Annotated in this window: 15 protein-coding genes; 8 read left to right on the top strand and 7 right to left on the bottom strand. The window is 69.8% G+C overall.

Annotation, left to right across the window (positions count from 1 at the left end; all coding sequences use genetic code 11):
* Positions 1-90: 90 nt before the first annotated feature.
* The 4 genes from ACIBK8_RS29635 to ACIBK8_RS29620 all read left to right on the top strand — a co-directional run bounded on the left by ACIBK8_RS29635 (position 91) and on the right by ACIBK8_RS29620 (position 3,175).
* Complete coding sequence (locus ACIBK8_RS29635; RefSeq protein WP_399045077.1) at positions 91-486, top strand: hypothetical protein; 396 nt, start codon at positions 91-93, stop codon at positions 484-486.
* A complete protein-coding gene (locus ACIBK8_RS29630; RefSeq protein WP_399045075.1) occupies positions 483-887 on the top strand; it encodes an NAD(P)-binding protein in 405 nt (134 codons plus the stop codon). The genes ACIBK8_RS29635 and ACIBK8_RS29630 overlap by 4 nt, the downstream gene beginning before the upstream one ends.
* Before the next feature lie 69 nt (positions 888-956).
* Positions 957-2,315 (top strand): GMC oxidoreductase, encoded by a 1,359-nt coding sequence (locus ACIBK8_RS29625; RefSeq protein ID WP_399045073.1) that lies wholly within the window; start codon positions 957-959, stop codon positions 2,313-2,315.
* Positions 2,312-3,175 (top strand): hypothetical protein, encoded by an 864-nt coding sequence (locus ACIBK8_RS29620; RefSeq protein ID WP_399045072.1) that lies wholly within the window; start codon positions 2,312-2,314, stop codon positions 3,173-3,175. The genes ACIBK8_RS29625 and ACIBK8_RS29620 overlap by 4 nt, the downstream gene beginning before the upstream one ends.
* Here the strand turns inward: ACIBK8_RS29620 and ACIBK8_RS29615 are convergent.
* The 4 genes from ACIBK8_RS29615 to ACIBK8_RS29600 form a co-directional block, all read right to left on the bottom strand.
* Positions 3,145-3,330: a hypothetical protein gene (locus tag ACIBK8_RS29615; RefSeq protein ID WP_399045070.1), complete on the bottom strand. Its 186-nt coding sequence runs from the start codon at positions 3,328-3,330 to the stop codon at positions 3,145-3,147. The genes ACIBK8_RS29620 and ACIBK8_RS29615 overlap by 31 nt on opposite strands.
* Positions 3,331-3,416: 86 nt before the next feature.
* Positions 3,417-6,947: a carboxylic acid reductase gene (gene car, locus ACIBK8_RS29610; RefSeq protein ID WP_399045068.1), complete on the bottom strand. Its 3,531-nt coding sequence runs from the start codon at positions 6,945-6,947 to the stop codon at positions 3,417-3,419.
* A gap of 172 nt (positions 6,948-7,119) precedes the next feature.
* Positions 7,120-7,830, bottom strand: a complete 711-nt coding sequence (locus ACIBK8_RS29605) for a FadR/GntR family transcriptional regulator (protein ID WP_399045066.1) — start codon at positions 7,828-7,830, stop codon at positions 7,120-7,122.
* Between the two features lie 246 nt (positions 7,831-8,076).
* Entirely contained in the window at positions 8,077-9,003 is a 927-nt protein-coding gene (locus tag ACIBK8_RS29600; RefSeq protein WP_399045064.1) for an aldo/keto reductase, read from the bottom strand.
* A gap of 454 nt (positions 9,004-9,457) precedes the next feature.
* Here ACIBK8_RS29600 and ACIBK8_RS29595 point away from each other — a divergent pair, with 454 nt between their 5' ends.
* Positions 9,458-10,462 carry a TauD/TfdA dioxygenase family protein gene (locus ACIBK8_RS29595; protein ID WP_399045062.1) on the top strand — a complete coding sequence of 335 codons (1,005 nt, stop codon included), beginning with the start codon at positions 9,458-9,460 and terminating at the stop codon, positions 10,460-10,462.
* 108 nt (positions 10,463-10,570) lie between these two features.
* Here ACIBK8_RS29595 and ACIBK8_RS29590 read toward each other — a convergent pair whose 3' ends face one another.
* A complete protein-coding gene (locus ACIBK8_RS29590) occupies positions 10,571-11,602 on the bottom strand; it encodes an NAD-dependent epimerase/dehydratase family protein (RefSeq protein WP_399045061.1) in 1,032 nt (343 codons plus the stop codon).
* Entirely contained in the window at positions 11,602-12,744 is a 1,143-nt protein-coding gene (locus ACIBK8_RS29585) for a glycosyltransferase family 4 protein (protein WP_399045059.1), read from the bottom strand. Before ACIBK8_RS29585 ends, ACIBK8_RS29590 begins: the two co-directional genes overlap by 1 nt.
* Positions 12,745-13,237: 493 nt before the next feature.
* Here ACIBK8_RS29585 and ACIBK8_RS29580 point away from each other — a divergent pair, with 493 nt between their 5' ends.
* Genes ACIBK8_RS29580 through ACIBK8_RS29570 form a run of 3 tightly spaced genes read left to right on the top strand, consistent with a single transcriptional unit; the run spans position 13,238 to position 16,258 of the window.
* Positions 13,238-14,272, top strand: a complete 1,035-nt coding sequence (locus ACIBK8_RS29580; RefSeq protein WP_399045057.1) for a cupin-like domain-containing protein — start codon at positions 13,238-13,240, stop codon at positions 14,270-14,272.
* Positions 14,273-14,330: 58 nt separating this feature from the next.
* Positions 14,331-15,158, top strand: coding sequence for an SDR family NAD(P)-dependent oxidoreductase (locus ACIBK8_RS29575; RefSeq protein WP_399045055.1), 828 nt, complete (start codon positions 14,331-14,333; stop codon positions 15,156-15,158).
* Positions 15,155-16,258 carry an amidinotransferase gene (locus ACIBK8_RS29570; RefSeq protein WP_399045053.1) on the top strand — a complete coding sequence of 368 codons (1,104 nt, stop codon included), beginning with the start codon at positions 15,155-15,157 and terminating at the stop codon, positions 16,256-16,258. The genes ACIBK8_RS29575 and ACIBK8_RS29570 overlap by 4 nt, the downstream gene beginning before the upstream one ends.
* A gap of 10 nt (positions 16,259-16,268) precedes the next feature.
* Here ACIBK8_RS29570 and ACIBK8_RS29565 read toward each other — a convergent pair whose 3' ends face one another.
* A complete protein-coding gene (locus ACIBK8_RS29565) occupies positions 16,269-18,287 on the bottom strand; it encodes a radical SAM protein (RefSeq protein ID WP_399045052.1) in 2,019 nt (672 codons plus the stop codon).
* Positions 18,288-18,531: the final 244 nt, after the last annotated feature.

The raw sequence follows: 18,531 nt of genomic DNA, 5'->3' as shown, positions 1-18,531 counted from the left end.
GGCCCCTGATGCCTCCGCTTCTGCGGAGAGAACAAGCCAACCGCGCGGTGGCGCAGCATGCCCACCGCCCTTCGGGGCACGGTTGGCCTCGTGCGGACAACGACAGACGAGGACGAGGCGGACGGCTTCACTGTGCTGTCGGCGCGGCTGACCGGGTTCGACGGCGCGCACCTTCGCGCGACGGGGCTCGTCGAGGCGTACCGGGCCGTGGCCGCGGAGCAGCTCGGGACGGACCTCTTCGGGCGGCTGCTGTGCGAGCGTGGCCGTCCCGCGGGGGATCTGGAAGGTGACCTGCTGGACGCCGCCCGTGCCGTAACACTCCTCTGGTACACGGGCAGCTGGCCAGGTCCGCCGCCGTTCGTGGTGTCGCCGCGCGCCTACGCCCATGGGCTCGCCTGGACGGCGGCCGGGCTCGTGGCACCCGCCACCACACCTGCGGGGTATGGGAGTTGGGCCGAGCGGCCGGCCGAGGTGGGGGGCCTGTGACCCGGTACGACGTGATCGTCGTGGGGGCGGGTGCGGCGGGTTCGCTGGTTGCGGAGCGACTCGGGGGGCACGGCCGCCGAGTCCTGGTTCTGGAGGCCGGAGCGAATGCCGCCGATCCCGGGCAGGGTGAACCGGATCCGCTCACCACGTACGTGACGGCGTCCGCGAAGGTGCCGGGCTCCGCCTACCGGCCCCAGCCCGCCGCGCCCTGGCCCGAGGTGACCGACGTCGTCGGCACGGACGAAGCCCCCGGCTTCCGAGCGGCCGGCCATCTGCTCCAGAACGGCCCGCTGCCGTACGCCAGCAGCTATGTCCGTGTCAACGGCGGTACCGGCAACGTATGGACCGGCCTGGCGCCGCGCATGCTGCCGGAGGACTTCGACACCGAAGCCTTCGGATAAGGCCGGCGCTGGCCGCTCACGTACGACGATCTGGAGCCCTACTACCGTGCGGCCGAAGAGGAGTTGGGTGTGGCGGCCGACGCCGCCGAGCAGCGGGCGCACGCGGGGCTGCCGCTCCCCGACGGCTACGTCTTCCCCATGCGGCCCCTGCCCGCCAGCTACCTGGACCGGGTCCTCGCGGCACGCCTCGACGGGCGGCGCGTCAAGGACCCGGTCGCCCTGAGCGAGGCGGCACTGCGTGTGGTCGGCACCCCGCACGCCCGCAACGGCATCCCCGATCCCGCCTACGACCACGGACGCGGCTACGTCCCGCGCGGGGCGCACGGGCGGCCGGATCCGGCCAACCGGTGCCAGGGCAACGCTTCGTGCATCCCGCACTGCCCCTCCCACGCGAAGTACACCCCGTTCAAGACACAGGGGCGCTGGAGCACTTCGGTCTCGCTCCGGGACCGGGCCGTCGTCAGCAGCGTCCTCGTCGACGGGAGCGGCCGGGCCACGGGCGTGGAGTACCGGTCGTACGACGGCACGGTGGCCACTGCCCGCGCCGATGTCGTCGTGCTCGCCGCGCACGCCATCGAGAACGCCAGGCTGCTCCTCCTGTCCCGGCTCGCCGACCGCAGCGGCCAGGTCGGCCGCAACCTGATGGACCACCCGGTCCTGCTGACCTGGGGCAGGCTGCCGCAGGCCGTCGGCCCCTACCGCGGGCCCGGCTCCACCTCCGGCTTCGAGGGCTTCCGCACCGGACCCGGGCGCCGGCTGCGGGCGCCGTTCCGTATCGAGATCGGTAACTGGGGATGGGTCTGGGCCAAGGGATCCGTCGAAGGGGAAGTAGCCCAACTCATTGCTGAGGAAGGGCTGTTCGGGGCGGAGCTGCGGCGGGCTGTCGGCGATCGGGTCGGCCGCCAGTTCACCCTGCAGTTCGAGATGGAGCAGGGCGCCGACCCCACCAACCGCGTCACGCTCCACCCGCACGCGCGCGACCCGCTCGGTTTGCCCCGGCCCCTGGTCACCTACGACCTCGCAGGCCACGTCAAGGACGGCATGGCCGCCGCCCGCGCGGTCTCCGACCAGATCTTCGCGCTGCTCGGCGCCGATGACCACACCGACTACGCGCCCACGGCGGCCTGGCCGGGCCGCTTCACCCACGACGGCCGTACCTACGGCTACCGCGGCGCGGGGCACGCCGCCGGCACCCACATCATGGGCGACTCCCCGGCCACCTCGGTGGTCGACTCCTGGCAGCGCTGCTGGGACCACCCCGGCCTGTACGCCGTCGGCTGCGGCAGCATGCCGTCGGTCGCCACCGCCAACCCGACCCTGACCATGGCGGCCCTCGCCCTGCGCAGCGCCGAACGCATCGAGGCCGACCTCGTCGCACGCGACCGCCCCACCCCTCTCACCCCGAGCACCCCAGGAGCGCCCGCATGAGTCCGCTGTCCTTGCCGCCGGTACCTGAGCCCTTCCAACTGCCGTTCCACTACGGGGCCCTGCATCACCTCGGCATCGACTGGCTGGTGGCTCCCGGGCCGGTCGGCGAACTGCTCGCCGAGCACCACCCCGACCTGTCCGCGGCCGAGTTCGACGGACGGGCGCTGGTGTCGTTCAACTACCAGCTGTACTTCGCGCAGTACGCGTTCGGCGGCGGCGTCACCCAGGAGATCGAGTACAACGTCATCGCCTTCCCGACCGCCGAGAGCGACCGGATCCCGCAGCTGACCTACGCGCAGTACGCGCAGGGCTGGGACCAGACGAAACTGCTCGGCATCGCCCGCATCCACGTCCTGTGCGACAACCCGTACGCCATCAGCGCCGGGCGCGCACTGTACGCGGAACCGAAGTACCCCGGCTGGTTCGAGGTCGGCCTGCCCTCTCTGAACGGCCCCGCGGGCGAGACGTGGACCGTGCACGGCAAGGCGGCCGACGTCGGCCAGGACGAAACCCTGGAGAAGAGCGAAACCCCGTTGTTCTCCCTCACGGCCGCGCTGGACGACATCGGCGCGGCCCCCGCCAACAACACCCCCATCACGGGCTACGGCACCTGCCAGGACGGCCGCGTACTCGCCGGTCCCATGAACGTCTACCAGCCCTACCGCTGGTACGACCTCAGCGCCCCGGAGCACGCCGACCGCGTGCGCCTGACCGTCCACGCCCCGGACAGCGACCTGGGCCGGGACATCGGCTCACTCGTCGCCGACACCCCGGCCGCCGGCGCCTGGACCTACCAGTCACCCCCGGTCGCCGCTCACAACCGCCCCTACTACCTGCCGGCCCGGCCTCCCGCCGGCTGAAGACCGTCGGCGCGGGCGCCGTCGAACGGGAAGGGGCCGGTGCCCTGGACGGTGATGTCGCCGGCGATCGAGTCGCCGTCGACGGTGCCGTTGCAGGAGATTTCCAGGCGTACGGGTTCGGGCTGGATACCGGCCGAGTTCAAGATGCCAGCCATCATCCGGTAGTAGCCCACCAGCAGACAGAACTCGATGATCTCCGCGTCGTCGCGGGTGGCCCGCAGTGCCTCGCACGCGGGCTCGGCTACAGCAGGTGCTGCGACCGGAGGTCCGCCACGTACTTGGTGATCAGGTCCTGCGACAGGTGGGGGATGTCGTTCTCCTCGTTGAGGGCGGCGGCCCGTACCGCCGCGCGGAATCGGTGGGCCGGCAGGGCGGAGCCGGGCAGGGGCTCCTCCGGCTGTGCGAAGGCGTGCAGCAGGGGGAGCAGCGAATGCTGCCGCCGGCGGTCGGGCAGGCCACGCAAGGCGGTCTCGAAGCGGTCGAGCCACTCGTCGTAATCGTGGATGCGCGTCAGCGGGTGTCCGGCTGCCATCAGCCAGTCGACGAACGTGTCGAGTGAGATCCCGTCCTCGTGCGGGTTCACGACGTTGAAGGTCCGGTACCCGTCCCGTGTGTGGTCGCCCAGCGAGGCGATGGCCTGCGCCGTGAAGTCCACGGGGAGTCCGTCGAAGTGCCCGCTGCCGGCACCGGTGCCCCGGGCGTAGAAACTGCCGGGGGCTATTCCGGTCGCCAGCAGGCTCAGCAGGAGGCGTGTGAACACGTCAGGGATGTTCAGTTGGCCCCGGTAGCGCGGGTGCGCGAGGATCAGGTTCGAGCGGAACACGGCGACCGGCAGGCCGAACGTGTCGTGCGCCTCGCGCAGCAGCACCTCGCCCGCCCACTTGCTGGCCGCGTAGCCGTTCGCGTAACCGCTGTCGAGGTCGCGCGTCCCGCAGGCCGTGCGGATGTCCGCCGCCTCGTCGGCCGCGGCCTCGGACCCGGAGACGACGGTGACCGTCGACAGGTAGCTGAACTGCTTGATCCGGGAGGTGACCGCGAGCCTGATCAGTTCGGCCGTACCCAGCACGTTGGGGCCGAACAGCTGGTCGTACGGCAGGACATGGTTGACGAGTGCCGCCGGGTGAACGATCAGGTCAACGGTGTCGGCCAGCCGCTGCCAGGTCTCCTTGTCGAGCCCGAGGTCCGCCTCTCCGATGTCGCCGGCGACGACCTCCAGATGCTCGGCGGCCAAGTCGCGGTAGTGCCGGAGGAGTTCCGGGTCGCCGCTGTCGAAGGCCGCGTCGAGCCGCGTCCGGGCCAGCTCGTCGGTGCTCCCGCGGACCACGCACACCAGCGTGCCGCCGCGCTCGGCGACGCGCTCCAGCCAGGCGAGGCACAGGAAGCGCCCCAGGTAGCCGTTGGCGCCGGTCAGCAGGACGGTCCTGGCCTCGGGCAGCGGACCGGCCGGCCTGCCGCCCTGCGCCATGGTCCCCGCGTCGAGGAACGCGTCCGGCGTCAAGTCGCCCGCCACCAGCCGCGTCGCGCCCGGACCGTGGACGCTGTCGGCGGTCGGGCGCCGGTGTCCCGACGCGAGCGCCTTCACGATGTGCTCGGCCACCTGCTGGAGCGTGTTGACCGGATTGATGACGGTGTTGACGGGGACGTCGACGTGGAAGATCTCCTTCAGGAGCTGGGAGAACGACAGCGCGGAGAGGCTGTCACCGCCGAGTTCGAGGAAGTGCGTGCCGGGCGTCACGTCGTCCTGTTGGTGCCCCAGGAGCGCTCGGGCCGCCCGGCACACGGTTTCCCGTACCGGCAGGTCAGGTCCGGCCTGGCGCAGTGCCTGAAGTTCGCCGGTCTCGCGCTCGGTCAGCTCGGTGTACAGCGCTTCGAGTGGCTCGCCGTAGCGCTTCGTCAGTGCAGGGCGCAGCAGCTTGCGCACTCCGGAGAGCAACCCGTTCTGCTGGCTGAACGGCTCGGTCTCGATGAGGAAGTCCCGTGGGATCTCGTACGAGTTGAGGCCCGCATCGGCGGCGAGGCGGTGCAGGGAATCGCGCAGGATCGACCTGAGGCGCCGGGTGTCATCGCCGGCGCGGTCGAGCGCGTCCTGTGTGGGCACGACGACCGCGAGCAGGTAGGCGCGCGCACTGTTGCCGTACACGAAGACCTGCCGGACGACAGGACTGCCGGTGAAGAGGGCTTCCAGACGGGAAACGGCCACGAACTCGCCCTGGGACAGCTTGAGTACGTGGGAGCGGCGGTCGACGTACACCAGCTCGTCGGGACCGACGCGGGCCATGATGTCGCCCGTGTGGTAGAAGCCGTCCTCATCGAAGACCTGGGCGGTGGCGTCCGGGCGCCGGAAGTAGCCGGGGACGAGCCGGTCGGACTTGACCAGCAGTTCGCCCCTGGGGTGCGGCGAGTCGGTGTGGAAGTATCCCAGCTCGGGCACGTCCGCCAGTTTGTGGTCGGTCACCGGCGGGCGCAGCACCCGGCCGTCGAGCGAGACGATGCCGGCTTCCGTCGACCCGTAACCGTCGAGCATCCTGACGTGCAGGCAGCTCTCGACGAACGCCGTCATCTCCGCGCTGAGCGGCGCCGAGGCGTTGACGGCCCACAGGAGCCGGCCGCCCAGGGTCTTCTCCCGCAGCGCCTCCTTCACGCGGTCCGCCTGCTCGGCCGTATCGCCTTCCGCGCCGTTCCGGCGGGTCAACTCGCTCTGGTAGCGCTGGAAGAGCATGTCGCAGATGCGGGGCACCATGAGGAATTCGGTGGGGCGGACCAGGGAGAGGTCATCGAACAGGGTCGACAGGTCGCTCGATGCCACGAAGTAGGCGATGCCGCCCTTGGCGAGCGTGCCGAACAGCACGCCCCGTCCCACCATGTGGCTCAGGGGCATGTAGTTGAGCACGATGGCGGGACGTATCTCCTGGCCGGGCACGAAGTCGACCCAGAACTGTTTGACATGCCGCTCGGTGTACATGGCGCCCTTGGGGGTGCCGGTACTCCCCGAGGTGTAGATCAGCGAGCTGAGCGCGTCGGCCGTCGACCCCTCGGGGCTCGGGGGAGCCGGTGGCAGGGTTCTTCCTCGTTCGATGAGTGACGCCAGCGTGTCCAGGGCGACGCCCCGGCCCTGCGCCGCGAGTTGGCCGCGCGCGGAGTCCAGCTGCTCCCGGTGAGCGGTGACCTCGGGACGGTGACCGAAGACGACGATCCTGCCCAGCGACGGGGCGTCCGCCACGACCTGAAGCGCGACCTCCAGGTGCGTCACGTCCACCGCGAGCACGCGCGGTGCGGTCTGCGCGACGATGGGGGCGAGGTGCTCCGCCGAGGCCCCGGCCTGGAGCGGAACGCTCACCGCACCGGAGCGGACGCACGCCAGATCCACCACGGTGTACGCGGCGCTCGTGGGGCCGAGCACCGCGACGAAGTCACCCGGGCCCACGGCGTGGTCGGGGTGGTGCCGCCACTCGGAGGCCAACGCGCCGACGCGTTCCCACAGTTCGCCGTAGGTGAGCGTGTCGAACCGCTCCAGGAGGCGCAGCGTGGTGCGGCCCGTATCCGGGTCGGTGACGGTCTCCGTCGCACGCTCGCCCAGGGCGGGGCGGTCCGCGTACCCCTCCATCACCGTGGCCACGAGGTCGGCGAGCGGCAGTCCAGGGCGCTCGATCGCCTCGGTGACGGCGTCCAGGGGCGCGGCGTCGCGGAACTGCGGATCCGTCGCGTACAGGTGGGCGCTGCGCTGAGCGGTACGTGCGCTGATCTCGTCAGTTGGGGGCTGCGAGCCAGTCATGTGGGGTCTCCTTCGGGGCCTTGAAGGCCCGTTCAGCTGGGGGATCTTCACTTGACAGCGACGTGCGGAGTGCTGATGTCCTGAATGCGGTGGGAGGGCACGCCCCGCCTGATCGGGGGCGGGCAGCGGCGCGCCGACACCGGTGAGACCGGTTACGCAGGCTGCCGCGGGCTCACTGCCCCTCCGCCGTACGTGGCGTCTCGGCCTGGTGGTCGCGGGTGAGTTGGACGATCGCGGCTGCCGCGTCGCGGGCGCCGCTCTCGTCCCGGGCCTCGATCGCGTCGACGAGTCGCCTGTGCAGGGCGGCATGCTCCTCGGCGCCGGTGGCATCCCAGGGCAGGCCCCCCAGGGAGGAGGTGAGAGCCGTACCGAGGTAGTCGTACACCTCGATCAGGAGGTCGTTTCCGCTCGCCCGGACGACGGCCCGGTGGAACAACGCGTCGACGTTCGTGGCCGCGGACACGTCCTCACCGGCGCAGGCCGCGTCGGCGTCGGCCAACAGCTCCCTCAGCTGGTGCAGTTGGTCCTCGCTGCGGCGCAGGGCGGCGGCCCCCGAGGCGTACTCCTCAAGGACAGTACGCAGTTCGAGTACGTTGTCCCGCTGCGCGGAACTCGCGCGCCGCACCATGACCGACTGGAGCTCGCTCGACGCGCGGACGTAGGTGCCGTCCCCGACCCGGGCTTCCAGCAGACCCAGGTGCACCAGCGCGCCGAGCGCCTCCCGCAGCGTGCTGCGTCCGACCCCGAGTTCCTCGATGAGGGCCTGCTCCGGCGGGATGCGGGTGCCCACGGGCCATCCCCCTGCTTCGATGTGCGAGCGGAGGCTGTCCACGAGCTGCGAGGACAGGCTTGCCGACCTCCGCGGTGTGCTGATGGGTTTCATGGCGACAGCATACGCACAGAGGTCAGACATTTGAACATCATGAAGATCTGGGCGGTGGGGTGCAGTGAGCTTTGAGTGCATTTCGTGCGGAGTTCCCAGCAAGGGGTACGACCGGCGTCCCGGCCCGACGTCGGACGCGTACAGGGCCTGTCGCCCGGCATGCGCCGGACGTCGTTGTCCCCATGGAGGCGGTGCCCCGCACCCTCATGGGAAAGAAGCTGAGGTCCCGGTCGAAAACCTCCGCTGCTACAGCAGCTCCAAGACCTCCTTCAGCTCGCGGGCGGTGGGAACCCACTGCCCTGCCGCTGCGTTGGCGGTCACCTGTTCCGGCTTGGTGGCCCCTGCGATCACTGAACTGCAGCCGGGGAACGCGGCGAGACAACCGATCGTGATCTCCAGGAGGCTGCGACCGTTCTCCGCACCCCAGGAAACCAATGACTCCACGGTGTCGAGCCGTGCCTCCGTCACCTGGTACGCGCTCTCCGCGATGCGGGTGCCTTCCGGGATGGCCCTGCCACGCCGTACCTTGCCCGTCAGCAAGCCGTTCGCCAGTGGGAAATACGGCAGTACCCCGAGTCCGAAACGGCGTGCGGCCGGGACGACTTCGTTCTCGATATCACGGTTGAGCAGCGACCAGTGGTTCTGCGCGGAGACGAACGGCTCGAACCCTCCGGAACGGGCGGCGCACGCGGCTTCGGCGATCTGCCAGCCCGCGAAATTGGAGTTGCCGATGTACCGGACCTTGCCTTCACGGACCAGCTCGGTCAGCGCGGCGAGCGTCTCCTCTACCGGAGTGTGCGGGTCGGGTGTATGGATTTGATAGAGGTCGATGTGGTCCGTACGGAGACGCCGGAGTGACGCCTCGACGGCGCGGCGAATGTAAGCACGTCCGCCCTTGGCGCCGGCTGCTGGGCCATACCCCATCCCCAGTTTCTGATGCCCGAACTTGGTCGCCAGGACAACATTCTCTCGCTGTCCCTTAAGGCATTCACCGAGTACGGATTCGGAGTCTCCGTAGACATCGGCGGTGTCGAACAGGGTGATCCCGGCATCCAGCGCGGCAGTTACCACCGTACGCGCCTGGTCCAGCCCGACGGACCTTCCCAATTCGTTGCATCCCAAGCCGACTGCGGAGACCTGTAATCCCGAAGTACCCATGGAGAGATAGCGCATGGGGCCTCAGTGTACGGAAACTTGAGGCCCGTTCAAGAGGTGCCCTCAGTTGAATGTGCCCTATCCCGGCCGCTCGCCGACGGGCGGCCTCATCCGAGATCCCACGCAGGGTAAGAGTGTCCGGACGGGACGCAAGAGCGCCCTCTTCGATCAGGACTCGCCGGCGCCGTCGAGATCATGACCGAAACGTGTATGAAGTGTCCGCTACGCCGGACACAAGGGGCAGCGGTGACGCGAGAGGCGAGGAGACCGGTGATTTTCCCGCCGGAACCTGGCCGGATCGGCAGGCCAGGAAGTCGCTACTCCTTGACGGTCTCTCATGGCTGCCGATAATCGAACCGGTTGACCGTTGAATTCCTCTCGTTCCGTGCAGATACCTTCGGTGGTGGTAAAGCGCACGCGAGTCCGCTTAGGTAGGAAATTCTGCGCTGGGCATGACCGAGGAGGGCGTACCGTGGCCAAGGAGTTTTCCAGGATCGACGTACGCGGCGTCGCGGGAAGAATCGGGGCGGATATTCGAGGGGTGGATCTGGCGGCTGCGGATCAATGTGACTCCGACACCATGAGGGAGATCCGTGCCGCCCTGCTGCACCACAAAGTGCTTTTCTTCCGTGAGCAGGACCTGAGCCACGCCACCCATGTGGCTTTCGCCCGTCACTTCGGCGAGTTGACCCGCCTTCCGGGCCGGCAGCACGGCACGCACCCGGAAGGGTTCCCGGAGATTCTTGTCGTCGATCCGGATGCGAAAGGCACCCGGACCGGCCTCAGGTTCGAGGAGCGGCTGTACCGCAAGTCGGAGCGCCACGATTCCGGCTGGCATGTGGACATCGCCTCCGCCGTGAATCCGCCGGCGATTTCGATACTCAGATGTGAAGTGGCCACGGAGTGCGGTGGCGACACCCAGTGGACCAATCTCGTAGCCGCCTATGAAGGGTTGTCCCGCCCCTTACAGCAACTGGCCGACAACCTGCGGGCCGAGCACGCTCTGCACGCCGGGGTACGGCTGCTGTTCTCCGATGACGAAGACCTGGAGATCATCCGGAAGAGAGTCAGGGATACGCTGCTGTCCCTGCACCCGGTGGTGCGTGTGCACCCGGAGACGAAGCAGAAGGCGCTCTTCCTGCCGCCGGCCTCCGTATCTCATGTCGCCGAAGTGCTCCCCTGGGAAAGTGACGGCATTCTCGGACTGCTCTTCGCCCACATCAGCCGTCCCGAATACACCGTGCGGCATCACTGGGAGCCCGGCGATGTCGCCGTCTGGGACAACCGTGCGGTAGCCCATCTCCAGCCCGCAGATCTCCTCTACACCGACTACCGGCGCAGGATGTACCGGGTGTTGGTCCACGGGGACCGCCCGGTCGGGCCGGACGGTTTTGTATCCGAATCCGTGCGAGGCGAACCGCTCAAGCCCTTCACCGGAACCGGAGAGAGCGACAACACCGGACCGATGCCGGAATAGCGCCGGATCGTGGAGAGATGGAGAGAGATGGAGAGGGTGTAGCGGCGGGGGAGTCCCCTTGCGCGGCCGGCGATACCGGCCAGGACCTGTTCGTCGCTCAGTCCGTGCTCAGTCCGTGCTCACTCCCGGTGTCCGCTCCCGTCGTCCTCTCCGGACGCCGGTGTTCGGCGTTCCGATGCCGGAGTTCAGCGCACCATCCGGCCCATCCTCGTCGCCCGGTGCCGCATGCTCGGCCATCGCCGCCAGTCCGTCCTCCAGCCGGGTACGGGGCCGGAAGCCGAAGCCGCGGGCGGCGACGGTGATGTCGGCGCCGGTGTGCCGGGCGTCGCCGGGCAGGGCCGGCCGCCGGTCGAGGGCGACCGGTCCTGCGACCTGCTCGACGGCGGCGATCGCCTGCCGGATGGACACGGGCCGGCCGCCGCCGAGGTTGGCGATCCCGGTGAAGGGGGAGCAGGCGGCGTCCCGCATGGCCGCGACGACATCCCGTACGTAGGTGAAGTCGCGGGTCTGCCCGCCGTCGCCGTAGAGGGGGAAGGAGGGGCCGCCGGATGCGGCGGCGATGAGGCGGGAGAAGGCCATGTCGGGGCGCTGGCGCGGGCCGTAGACGGTGAACAGCCGCAGGGACACCGTGGGTACGCGGTACGTCGTGCGGTACATCTCGCACAGGTGCTCGGCGGCGAGTTTGGTCACGCCGTACGGTGACACCGGATGCGGGCAGGCGGTCTCCGGTGTCGGGAAGCAGTCGGCGTCGCCGTAGACCGACGAACTGGAAGCGTGCAGGAATTTGCGCAGCGGGCGGTCGCGCACGGCCTCCAGCAGGCGCTGGGTTGCCAGCACATTGCGGCGGGTGTACAGCTCGAACTCGCGCCCCCAGGACGGCCGTACGCCGGGCTGCCCGGCCAGGTGGTAGACGACGTCCACGTCGTCGAGCAGGGCGTCGAGCTGCGGGTCCAGCACATCGACGCGGTGGAAGGAGAAGGCCGGGGAGCGGCGCGCCTCGGCCAGGTTGCGCCGCTTGCGCATCGGGTCGTAGCAGTCGGTGAGCGCGTCGATGCCGATGACGGTGTCGCCGGAGGCGAGCAGATGGTCGCAGAGGTGCGAGCCGATGAAACCGGCCGCGCCGGTCACGGCCGCCCGCATCAGTTGCCCCCGCGCACGGGTGCGCTGTCCGTGCGGGGCAGGACGCGGTCCACGCGGGCCCGCCAGGTGTAGTCGTTGCGCAGTTGCCGTTCGGCCTCCTGGCCCAAGGCCGCGCGCTCTTCAGGGGCTTCGGCCAGGCGCTTGACGGCCGCCGTCCAGGCCGCGACATCGTCGGGCGGGCAGAGCACGCAGTTGACGCCGTCCGTCAGGACCTCCCTGAGCACCGGCAGGTCGGACGCGATGATCGTCTTGCCGTGCGACATGTACTCGAACAGCTTCATCGGCGAGACCCAGCGGCTGATGTCCCCGGCGCCCCCGGCGATGGCGACGCGCTGCTGGTAGGGAGCGAGGACGAGGTCGAACGCCCGGTAGTAGGGGTGCAGTTGGGCCGGTGGCCGGTGGCCGTGGAAGTGCATGTTGGGCGGGTGGGTCCGGCTCCGCCAGTGGGCGAGGTCCTCGTCCGTGCCGCCGACGAGGTGGAAGTCGGCGTCGGGCAGGGAGGCGGCCAGCGCGAGGATGACCTCGATGCCACGGCCCGGGTAGAGGTGTCCGACGTACCCCACCTTCAGGGCGTCGGGCCGGCCCGGCAGGGTCGCCGTCGGCCCGGTGGCCGGGGGGAGATCGGCGCAGTCGGATGCGGTCACCATCTCGGGCCCGCCGGGCCTTCGCAGCCGGGGGACGGTGCGGCGGTAGTCATCGGCGAGCGCCTGGGTGACGGTGACCACGCGGCGCAGGCCCCGCAGCCGGAACAGCACTCTTTCCATGGCGCGTTGGTCCCTGCCGGGCCTGAGGAGGTGAGTTTCGTAGACGAGCGGCGCCAGGCCCGCCGAGGCGAGCAGCGCGTACAGATCCCTGCCGTAGACGAGGTCGACGCCACCGGAGCGGCGCACGGCCCGGCGGACCCGCCAGGCCCGGATCCAGAGGCCGAGCACCGGGATCCGCGGCGCGCCGAAGATGCGCACCGGGAAGCGGTTGCGGGTGCCGTAGTACGCGTGGACGTCCTCGGCAGGCGTGGATCCTGTCGCCGCGTAGAGGGTGACGTCATGCCCCGCGTCCGCGAAGGCGTCGCACATGCGCATCACATGAACTCCGTTGGCGAAGACCGAGGGGATTTCGCACGCGTGCAGATAGGCGATCCGCATGAGGGCCTCACTTCGGCAGTTCGTACTCGGAAAGTTCCTCGGGTGGCTGCTCGATCTCCTCGTGCTGCATGACGGACCTTTCCGCTCGCGTCGGCGGTCCGCCCCCATTGCTGCCCACGCAGCCCTTCCCACACCGTCCGCCCGGCGGTATCCGGTGGCATCCGGACAGCGTGGATCGGTGCGTTGCCGCTGTTGTGCGGTGGCAACGCCCGTGCATACGCCGGGAATGGGGCCGTTGCGCCCCGGGCCCGTCGAGGGCCGAGTGACGGATGCTGCCCCTGTGACGCCCGCGACTGCCGGAATGCGTACCGCCCGGCCACGCCGCCACGATCGAAACCGTCTCAATCGTGGTGGCGTGGCCGGGCGACGTGTTCCGTGCGCCTCACGACGCGCAGGGAGGCCCGCCCGCCGCTGGCCGGAAGTGGGCGCTCAGGTGGGGTGCCTGGCCAGGGGGGCTAGGCAAGGAGCAGGCGAGCCCGGACAGTGAGTTGTCATGAGCCGAATCGAACGATCCGGAGCACGACGGTTCGGAAAGCAACTGGAGTTGACGGAGGAGGTGCCGAATCCGACGGCCATGATGGCGTTGCAGCTGCTGGACAAGGGCCTGACGGTCCGTCAAGTGACGCGCGCCGCCGCATCCGACATCGGTGCACTGCGCCGTACTGTCGCCCGGCGCTCCGGACCGCTGCTCTGTACCGGCCTCCTCGACTCCTGGCCGGCCCGCGCCGCGTGGAATCCGGCCGCCCTGGCGGAGCGCCACGGCGCACGGCGGGTCACGGCCTTGCTGGACCTCCCCGACACCGGCGTCCTCTTCCCGCAGGACCAACGACGCTACGAGCGGGAGCTGAGCTTCGCCGAGTTCGTCGAGCGGGTGGAGACCGCCGAACCCTCCGCACCCTGCTACATGGCGTACCAACGGGCGCACGAGATCTTCGATCCGGCCGACTGCGACTTCGCCGCTCTGCTCCCGCCCGACGGGTACCCCACGGACACCCGGGTATGGATCGGCTCCGCCGGCACGCGCTCGATGCTGCATTCGGACCTCAAGGACAACTTCTTCTGCCAGCTCTCGGGAGAGAAGAGCGTGACGTTGCTGGCGTGGCGCGACAGCAGGGCCGCTTACCCCTTTCCGGACAACCTGGTGAACAGCCAGGTGGACCTCGCCGAGCCGGACCTGCGCCGCTTCCCCAGACTGAAGGGTGCGGTGCTGCACCACGTGCGCATGGGGCCGGGCGACCTGCTCTACATCCCACGCGGCTGGTGGCACGACATCCGGGCGCACTCCCCGTCCGTCTCGGTCAACCACTGGTTCGGCCGGCCGCTCGGCCTCACGCAGTACCTGGCCCTGCTCGGGGGCCTCGGACCGGCGTACTGGAAGGCCACCGCCCGCGACTTCGTCGTGCACGGGCTGCTGAGCCGCGCGGAGTCGACCCGCTTCTTCTTCAGCCCGCCTTCCACCGGCAAGCGGCTCTACGACGCACTGCGCTCCGGGGACTTCTCCCGCGGAAACGACCCCAGCGCGTCCTAGTCCTGGACCGCTTCGGAACCCCGCACCACGCGGGGCCTCATCACTCAGGAGACCAGGCTTGGTAGAGCAGGCTGGGCATCACACGCGACGGGTGCTGGTCACCGGCGGCGCCTCGGGAATCGGCGCGGCCATCGCGCAGCGCTTCGCACACAACGGGGCACGGGTGGCCGTTCTGGACCGCGACCGGGACGCCCTCAAGCGGTTCACGAACGGCGGCCCCGAACCAGGGTTGTCGCTCCACGCGGACGTGGCGGAAGAAGCGTCGGTCCAGGCCGCGTTCGCCGAGGTGGACGCCGCCTGGGGCGGACTGGACGTGGTGTGCAACAACGCCGGGGTCAGCATCAGACGGCCGTTCCTGGAGACCTCGCTCGCGGACTGGGAACAGACGATGCGGGTCAACCTCACCGGGGTGTTCCTGGTGGCCCGCGAGGCGGGGCGCCGCATGGCGTCGGGCGGCGGCGCCCTCATCAACACCGCGTCGGTCAGCGGCATGGTGGGCATGCCCGACTACGCCGCGTACAACGTGAGCAAGGCCGGGGTCATCGAACTCACCAGGACCTTGGCCCTGGAGCTGGCACCGAAGATCCGGGTCAACGCGATCTGTCCCGGCTATGTGCTCACACCCATGCAACGAGCCGAGTACACCGAAGCGCAACTCGCCCAGCAGGCTGGGACGTTGCCGCTGAAACGGCTCGGATCCCCGGAAGAGATCGCTGCCCTGGTGGCCTACCTGGCGTCCCCGGACGCCGCGTTCGTGACGGGGCAGACCTTCGTGATCGACGGGGGTGAGACCGCCGGCGGACTGGCCAGTGCCGCCCGGCGGCACGAAGAACCTGACGGGCACCTGGAACCGAAGGCAACGCCGCGCCGAAGTGGGGGAGCATGACGAACGACGCAGGGCACCCGGACGAGCCGAAGCAGCGGCTGCTGCCGGCGGTCAACTCGTACACCGAATGGGATCCGTTGAGGGAAGTGGTGGTGGGGAGCCTGCTGGGCGGGGTCTTCCCCTCCTGGCAGGAATCGATGGCGCACGTCGTGCCCGACGCCGCCCGGACCGTCTTCCAGGAGCAGGGCGGATCCCCGTTGCCCGCCGGCCTCCTCAAGGCGGCCGAGGAGGAGCTGGAGGGTCTGGCCGAGGTGCTGGAGGCACACGGAATCGCGGTGGTCAGGCCGGACGCCGTCGAGCACCAGACGCCGTTCCGGACACCGAATTGGGCCTCCGACGGCGGTCTCTACGCCGGGATGCCCAGGGATCTGCTGATGGCTGTCGGCGACGCCCTCATCGAGGCACCGATGTCCTGGCGCTGCCGCCACCACGAGGTGGACGCCTTCCGTTCGCTGATCAAGTCGTACTTCCGGCGCGGCGCCCGCTGGCTCCCGGCTCCGCGCCCCCAGCTGACCGACGAGCTGTACCGCACCGGCGGCGAGGCGGGCGACTGGGCGGTGACCGAGTTCGAGCCGGTCTTCGACGCCGCCGACTTCCTCCGCTTCGGCCGCGATCTCATCGTCCAACGCAGCCATGTCACCAATGAGTTCGGCGTCGACTGGGTGCGGCGGGCACTCGGCCCGGATTTCGACGTGACGGTCATCGACACCGACGACCCGCACGCGATGCACATCGACGCCACCCTCGCGCCGCTGGCACCCGGCAAGCTCCTGGTCCACCCGGAGCGCTACGTCCCGCACGAGCTCTTCGACGGCTGGGAGATCCTGCCCGCCCCGGCGCCGACGCTGCCGAAGGACTGGCCGATGTACTTCTGCAGTCCATGGGTGAGCATGAACGTGCTCTCCCTGGACCCGGAGACCGTGGTGGTCGAACGCCAGGAACAGCCGCTCATCGACGCGTTGACGGGCTGGGGATTCCGCTGCGTGCCGGTGGACTTCCGGCACGTCTACACCTTCGGCGGGTCCTTCCACTGCGTCACGCTTGACACCGTGCGGGAGGGCGGGCCCGCGCGCTACCTGTCCCGGCCCGGCGGCCGGTGACACCGGGCCGTCAGGCGGGGAACAGGAGCCGCGCGTAGTCCGGGCGCAGCAGGACGTTGTTGTCGTACAGGCAGTACTCCACGGCCAGCAGGGGAAGGGCCGGGTCGCCCGTGCCCGCCGCCTCGCGTGCCGCGTCGAGCAGGTCATCGACGCTGGTGAAGCGGGCGGCGAGCACGGCGCAGACGTCGTAGGCGGTCCTGGCCGTGCGGTCGTTCCAGTAGCCGGGCAGCCCGATCGCCGCGAAGACGGCGTGGGTGCGCTCCGGTTCGGTGCCGACGAGCAGCTCGACGAGGGCGCGGGCGAGCCGGCCGGTACCTTCATCCGCCGAGGTGCTGTCCCGTAGCCGCTGGAGCAGTGCGGTACCGCCGTCCGCCGCGATGGCGGCGCGGACGGTGCGCGCCGCCTCGTCCTGGCCGGGCTCGTCGGGATCGCCGGGCTCGCCGGGCTCGCCGGGCGAGGCACGGAGGCGTTCGCACCACTGGGCCAGGCGCTCCGCGTCGGTGTGGCGGGCGAGGAAGGCCGCCCAGTCCAGGCGGGCCCGGTGGGCGCGGGACAGGAAGGTCTTCTCCACGTAGGCGAAGAACTCGTCCACCGCCCGGCGGCTGCCGAGGGCCTCGACCAGCGCGACCGGGTAGCTGAAGGTGGGGTGTACCAGGTCGACCTCGTCCAGGAGTCCGTCCGGGCCGACGGAGTAGGCCGCGGCCGAGGTGTCGCCGAGCAGGCCGTCGTCCAGGTCGAATACCCGGGTGGCGCGGGTGATGAGCGAGTCGTCGAACCGTTCGCCCAGGCGCAGTTCGCTGACGGTGCGCAGGGTGGCCGAGACGGTCTCCGGAGTGGCGTAGGTGTTCCCCAGGAACATGTCGAGACGCCGGGTCGGCTCGGGCAGGCCGTGTGCACGTCGGAACGCCTGGTCCTCCTCCAGCCAGTCGACCTGGGCCCGCACCGCGTGCCTGGCCCGGTAGGGAACGCGTGTCTGTTTGATGTTCCCGTCGTGATACGAGGCGAACTGGTTCCAGCTGGGCTCGAAGTGCGACTCCAGCAGCGCCCGGATCTCGCTCCGCTCCAGCGGGGGGTTGGGCAGCAGATAGCAGGTCCAGCTCACCGGCTTCGTACGGCCGTGGTTCAGCTTCCGCATCCGCGCGGCCATCTCGAACAGCAGCGCGTTGCTGCCGACGTTGATCTCCGAGCAGACCAGCCACACGCGGGAAACCCCCCGGTCGGCGAGGAAGGTGATGTCGGCCATCACCACGTCGAGGTCACGGATGCGGTGGCGCCGGCCCTTGACCATCGGCTCGGTGCAGAAGTAGCAGCGGTACGGACAGCCGCGCTGCACCTCCACCGCGACATGGACGTCGGAGTCGGGTCCTGTGACGCGCTGCGGACCGTAGAAGTCCAGGAGATCGCGCAGCACGGCCTCGGTGTACTCGGTGTGGTCGGCGGGCGGCAGGAAGACCCGGGGGTTGAGGACGTAGCCGCTGCCGGAGCGGCGGGCGAGATTGGCTATCCGCTCCACATCGCGGTGGGCCAGCACGTCGTCCAGGTGCTCGAACACCTCGTCCGGCTCGCCGGTCACGCCGAAGTCGGGCCGGAGCCGCTCCAGCAGGTCCGGAGTGCGGGTGGTGAAGCCGAAGCCGCCCAACATAATCGGACACTCTGTCAACTCGCGCAGGATCCCGATGAGTTGCTGGGTGTCATGAAACGGCCAGTAGCTGTTCCTGCGCACCGGAGGGGCACCGGGGAGGTCGTAGTCGGCGTAGTTCCAGATGAAGGTGGAGTCCAGTTGGCGCAGGTGAATGCCGATGAGCCGGGGGGCGGTGCGCTCCAGGACGTCCCGCAGCGTCGAGCGCCACGAGGCTCTGGGTGTGTGCAGAAGGTCGAAGCGGGCGGTCGTCAGACCGTGGCGGGCGGCCATCGCCGAGACCTGCACGAAGGCGTAGGGATAGATGGGCAGCGCCGGGTAGTTGGAAGCGCTGAGGAGGAGGATGTCCGCGCCCTGTTGCGCTCGGGCGGTCGTGTCGTCGACCGGCATGCGGCGAATGGTGACACACCGTCGGTTGACCCCGCCAGCAGCCCGCTACGCCAGGTGTCCGAATCGGCGCGCTCGGTGGTGCGCACCCTTGACCGGTCATGTGCGAGCCGAAGAATGGATGAACGTGTTGCCGCCGTCCGTCCCGAACTCCTCGGGCGGCCTTCCTCGTACGCGTCCTACTGCTTTCCGTCATCGCCGCAGGTCACGGTTGCCGATGTGTGACGCGATGGCCCTTACCCATGGG

The organism is Streptomyces sp. NPDC050161 (assembly GCF_044460025.1).
Classification (GTDB): domain Bacteria; phylum Actinomycetota; class Actinomycetes; order Streptomycetales; family Streptomycetaceae; genus Streptomyces.
The sequence above is the reverse complement of the archived record's forward strand: the minus strand, read 5'-3'. Positions and strand labels throughout refer to the sequence as shown.

Bases quoted from the DNA above. Each gene is read 5' to 3' on its own strand.
- ACIBK8_RS29620 (WP_399045072.1), top strand. From the start codon at position 2,312: ATGAGTCCGCTGTCCTTGCCGCCGGTACCTGAGCCCTTCCAACTGCCG.
- ACIBK8_RS29615 (WP_399045070.1), bottom strand. From the start codon at position 3,330: ATGGCTGGCATCTTGAACTCGGCCGGTATCCAGCCCGAACCCGTACGC.
- car (WP_399045068.1), bottom strand. From the start codon at position 6,947: ATGACTGGCTCGCAGCCCCCAACTGACGAGATCAGCGCACGTACCGCT.
- ACIBK8_RS29605 (WP_399045066.1), bottom strand. From the start codon at position 7,830: ATGAAACCCATCAGCACACCGCGGAGGTCGGCAAGCCTGTCCTCGCAG.
- ACIBK8_RS29600 (WP_399045064.1), bottom strand. From the start codon at position 9,003: ATGCGCTATCTCTCCATGGGTACTTCGGGATTACAGGTCTCCGCAGTC.
- ACIBK8_RS29590 (WP_399045061.1), bottom strand. From the start codon at position 11,602: ATGCGGGCGGCCGTGACCGGCGCGGCCGGTTTCATCGGCTCGCACCTC.
- ACIBK8_RS29585 (WP_399045059.1), bottom strand. From the start codon at position 12,744: ATGCGGATCGCCTATCTGCACGCGTGCGAAATCCCCTCGGTCTTCGCC.
- ACIBK8_RS29580 (WP_399045057.1), top strand. From the start codon at position 13,238: ATGAGCCGAATCGAACGATCCGGAGCACGACGGTTCGGAAAGCAACTG.
- ACIBK8_RS29570 (WP_399045053.1), top strand. From the start codon at position 15,155: ATGACGAACGACGCAGGGCACCCGGACGAGCCGAAGCAGCGGCTGCTG.
- ACIBK8_RS29565 (WP_399045052.1), bottom strand. From the start codon at position 18,287: ATGCCGGTCGACGACACGACCGCCCGAGCGCAACAGGGCGCGGACATC.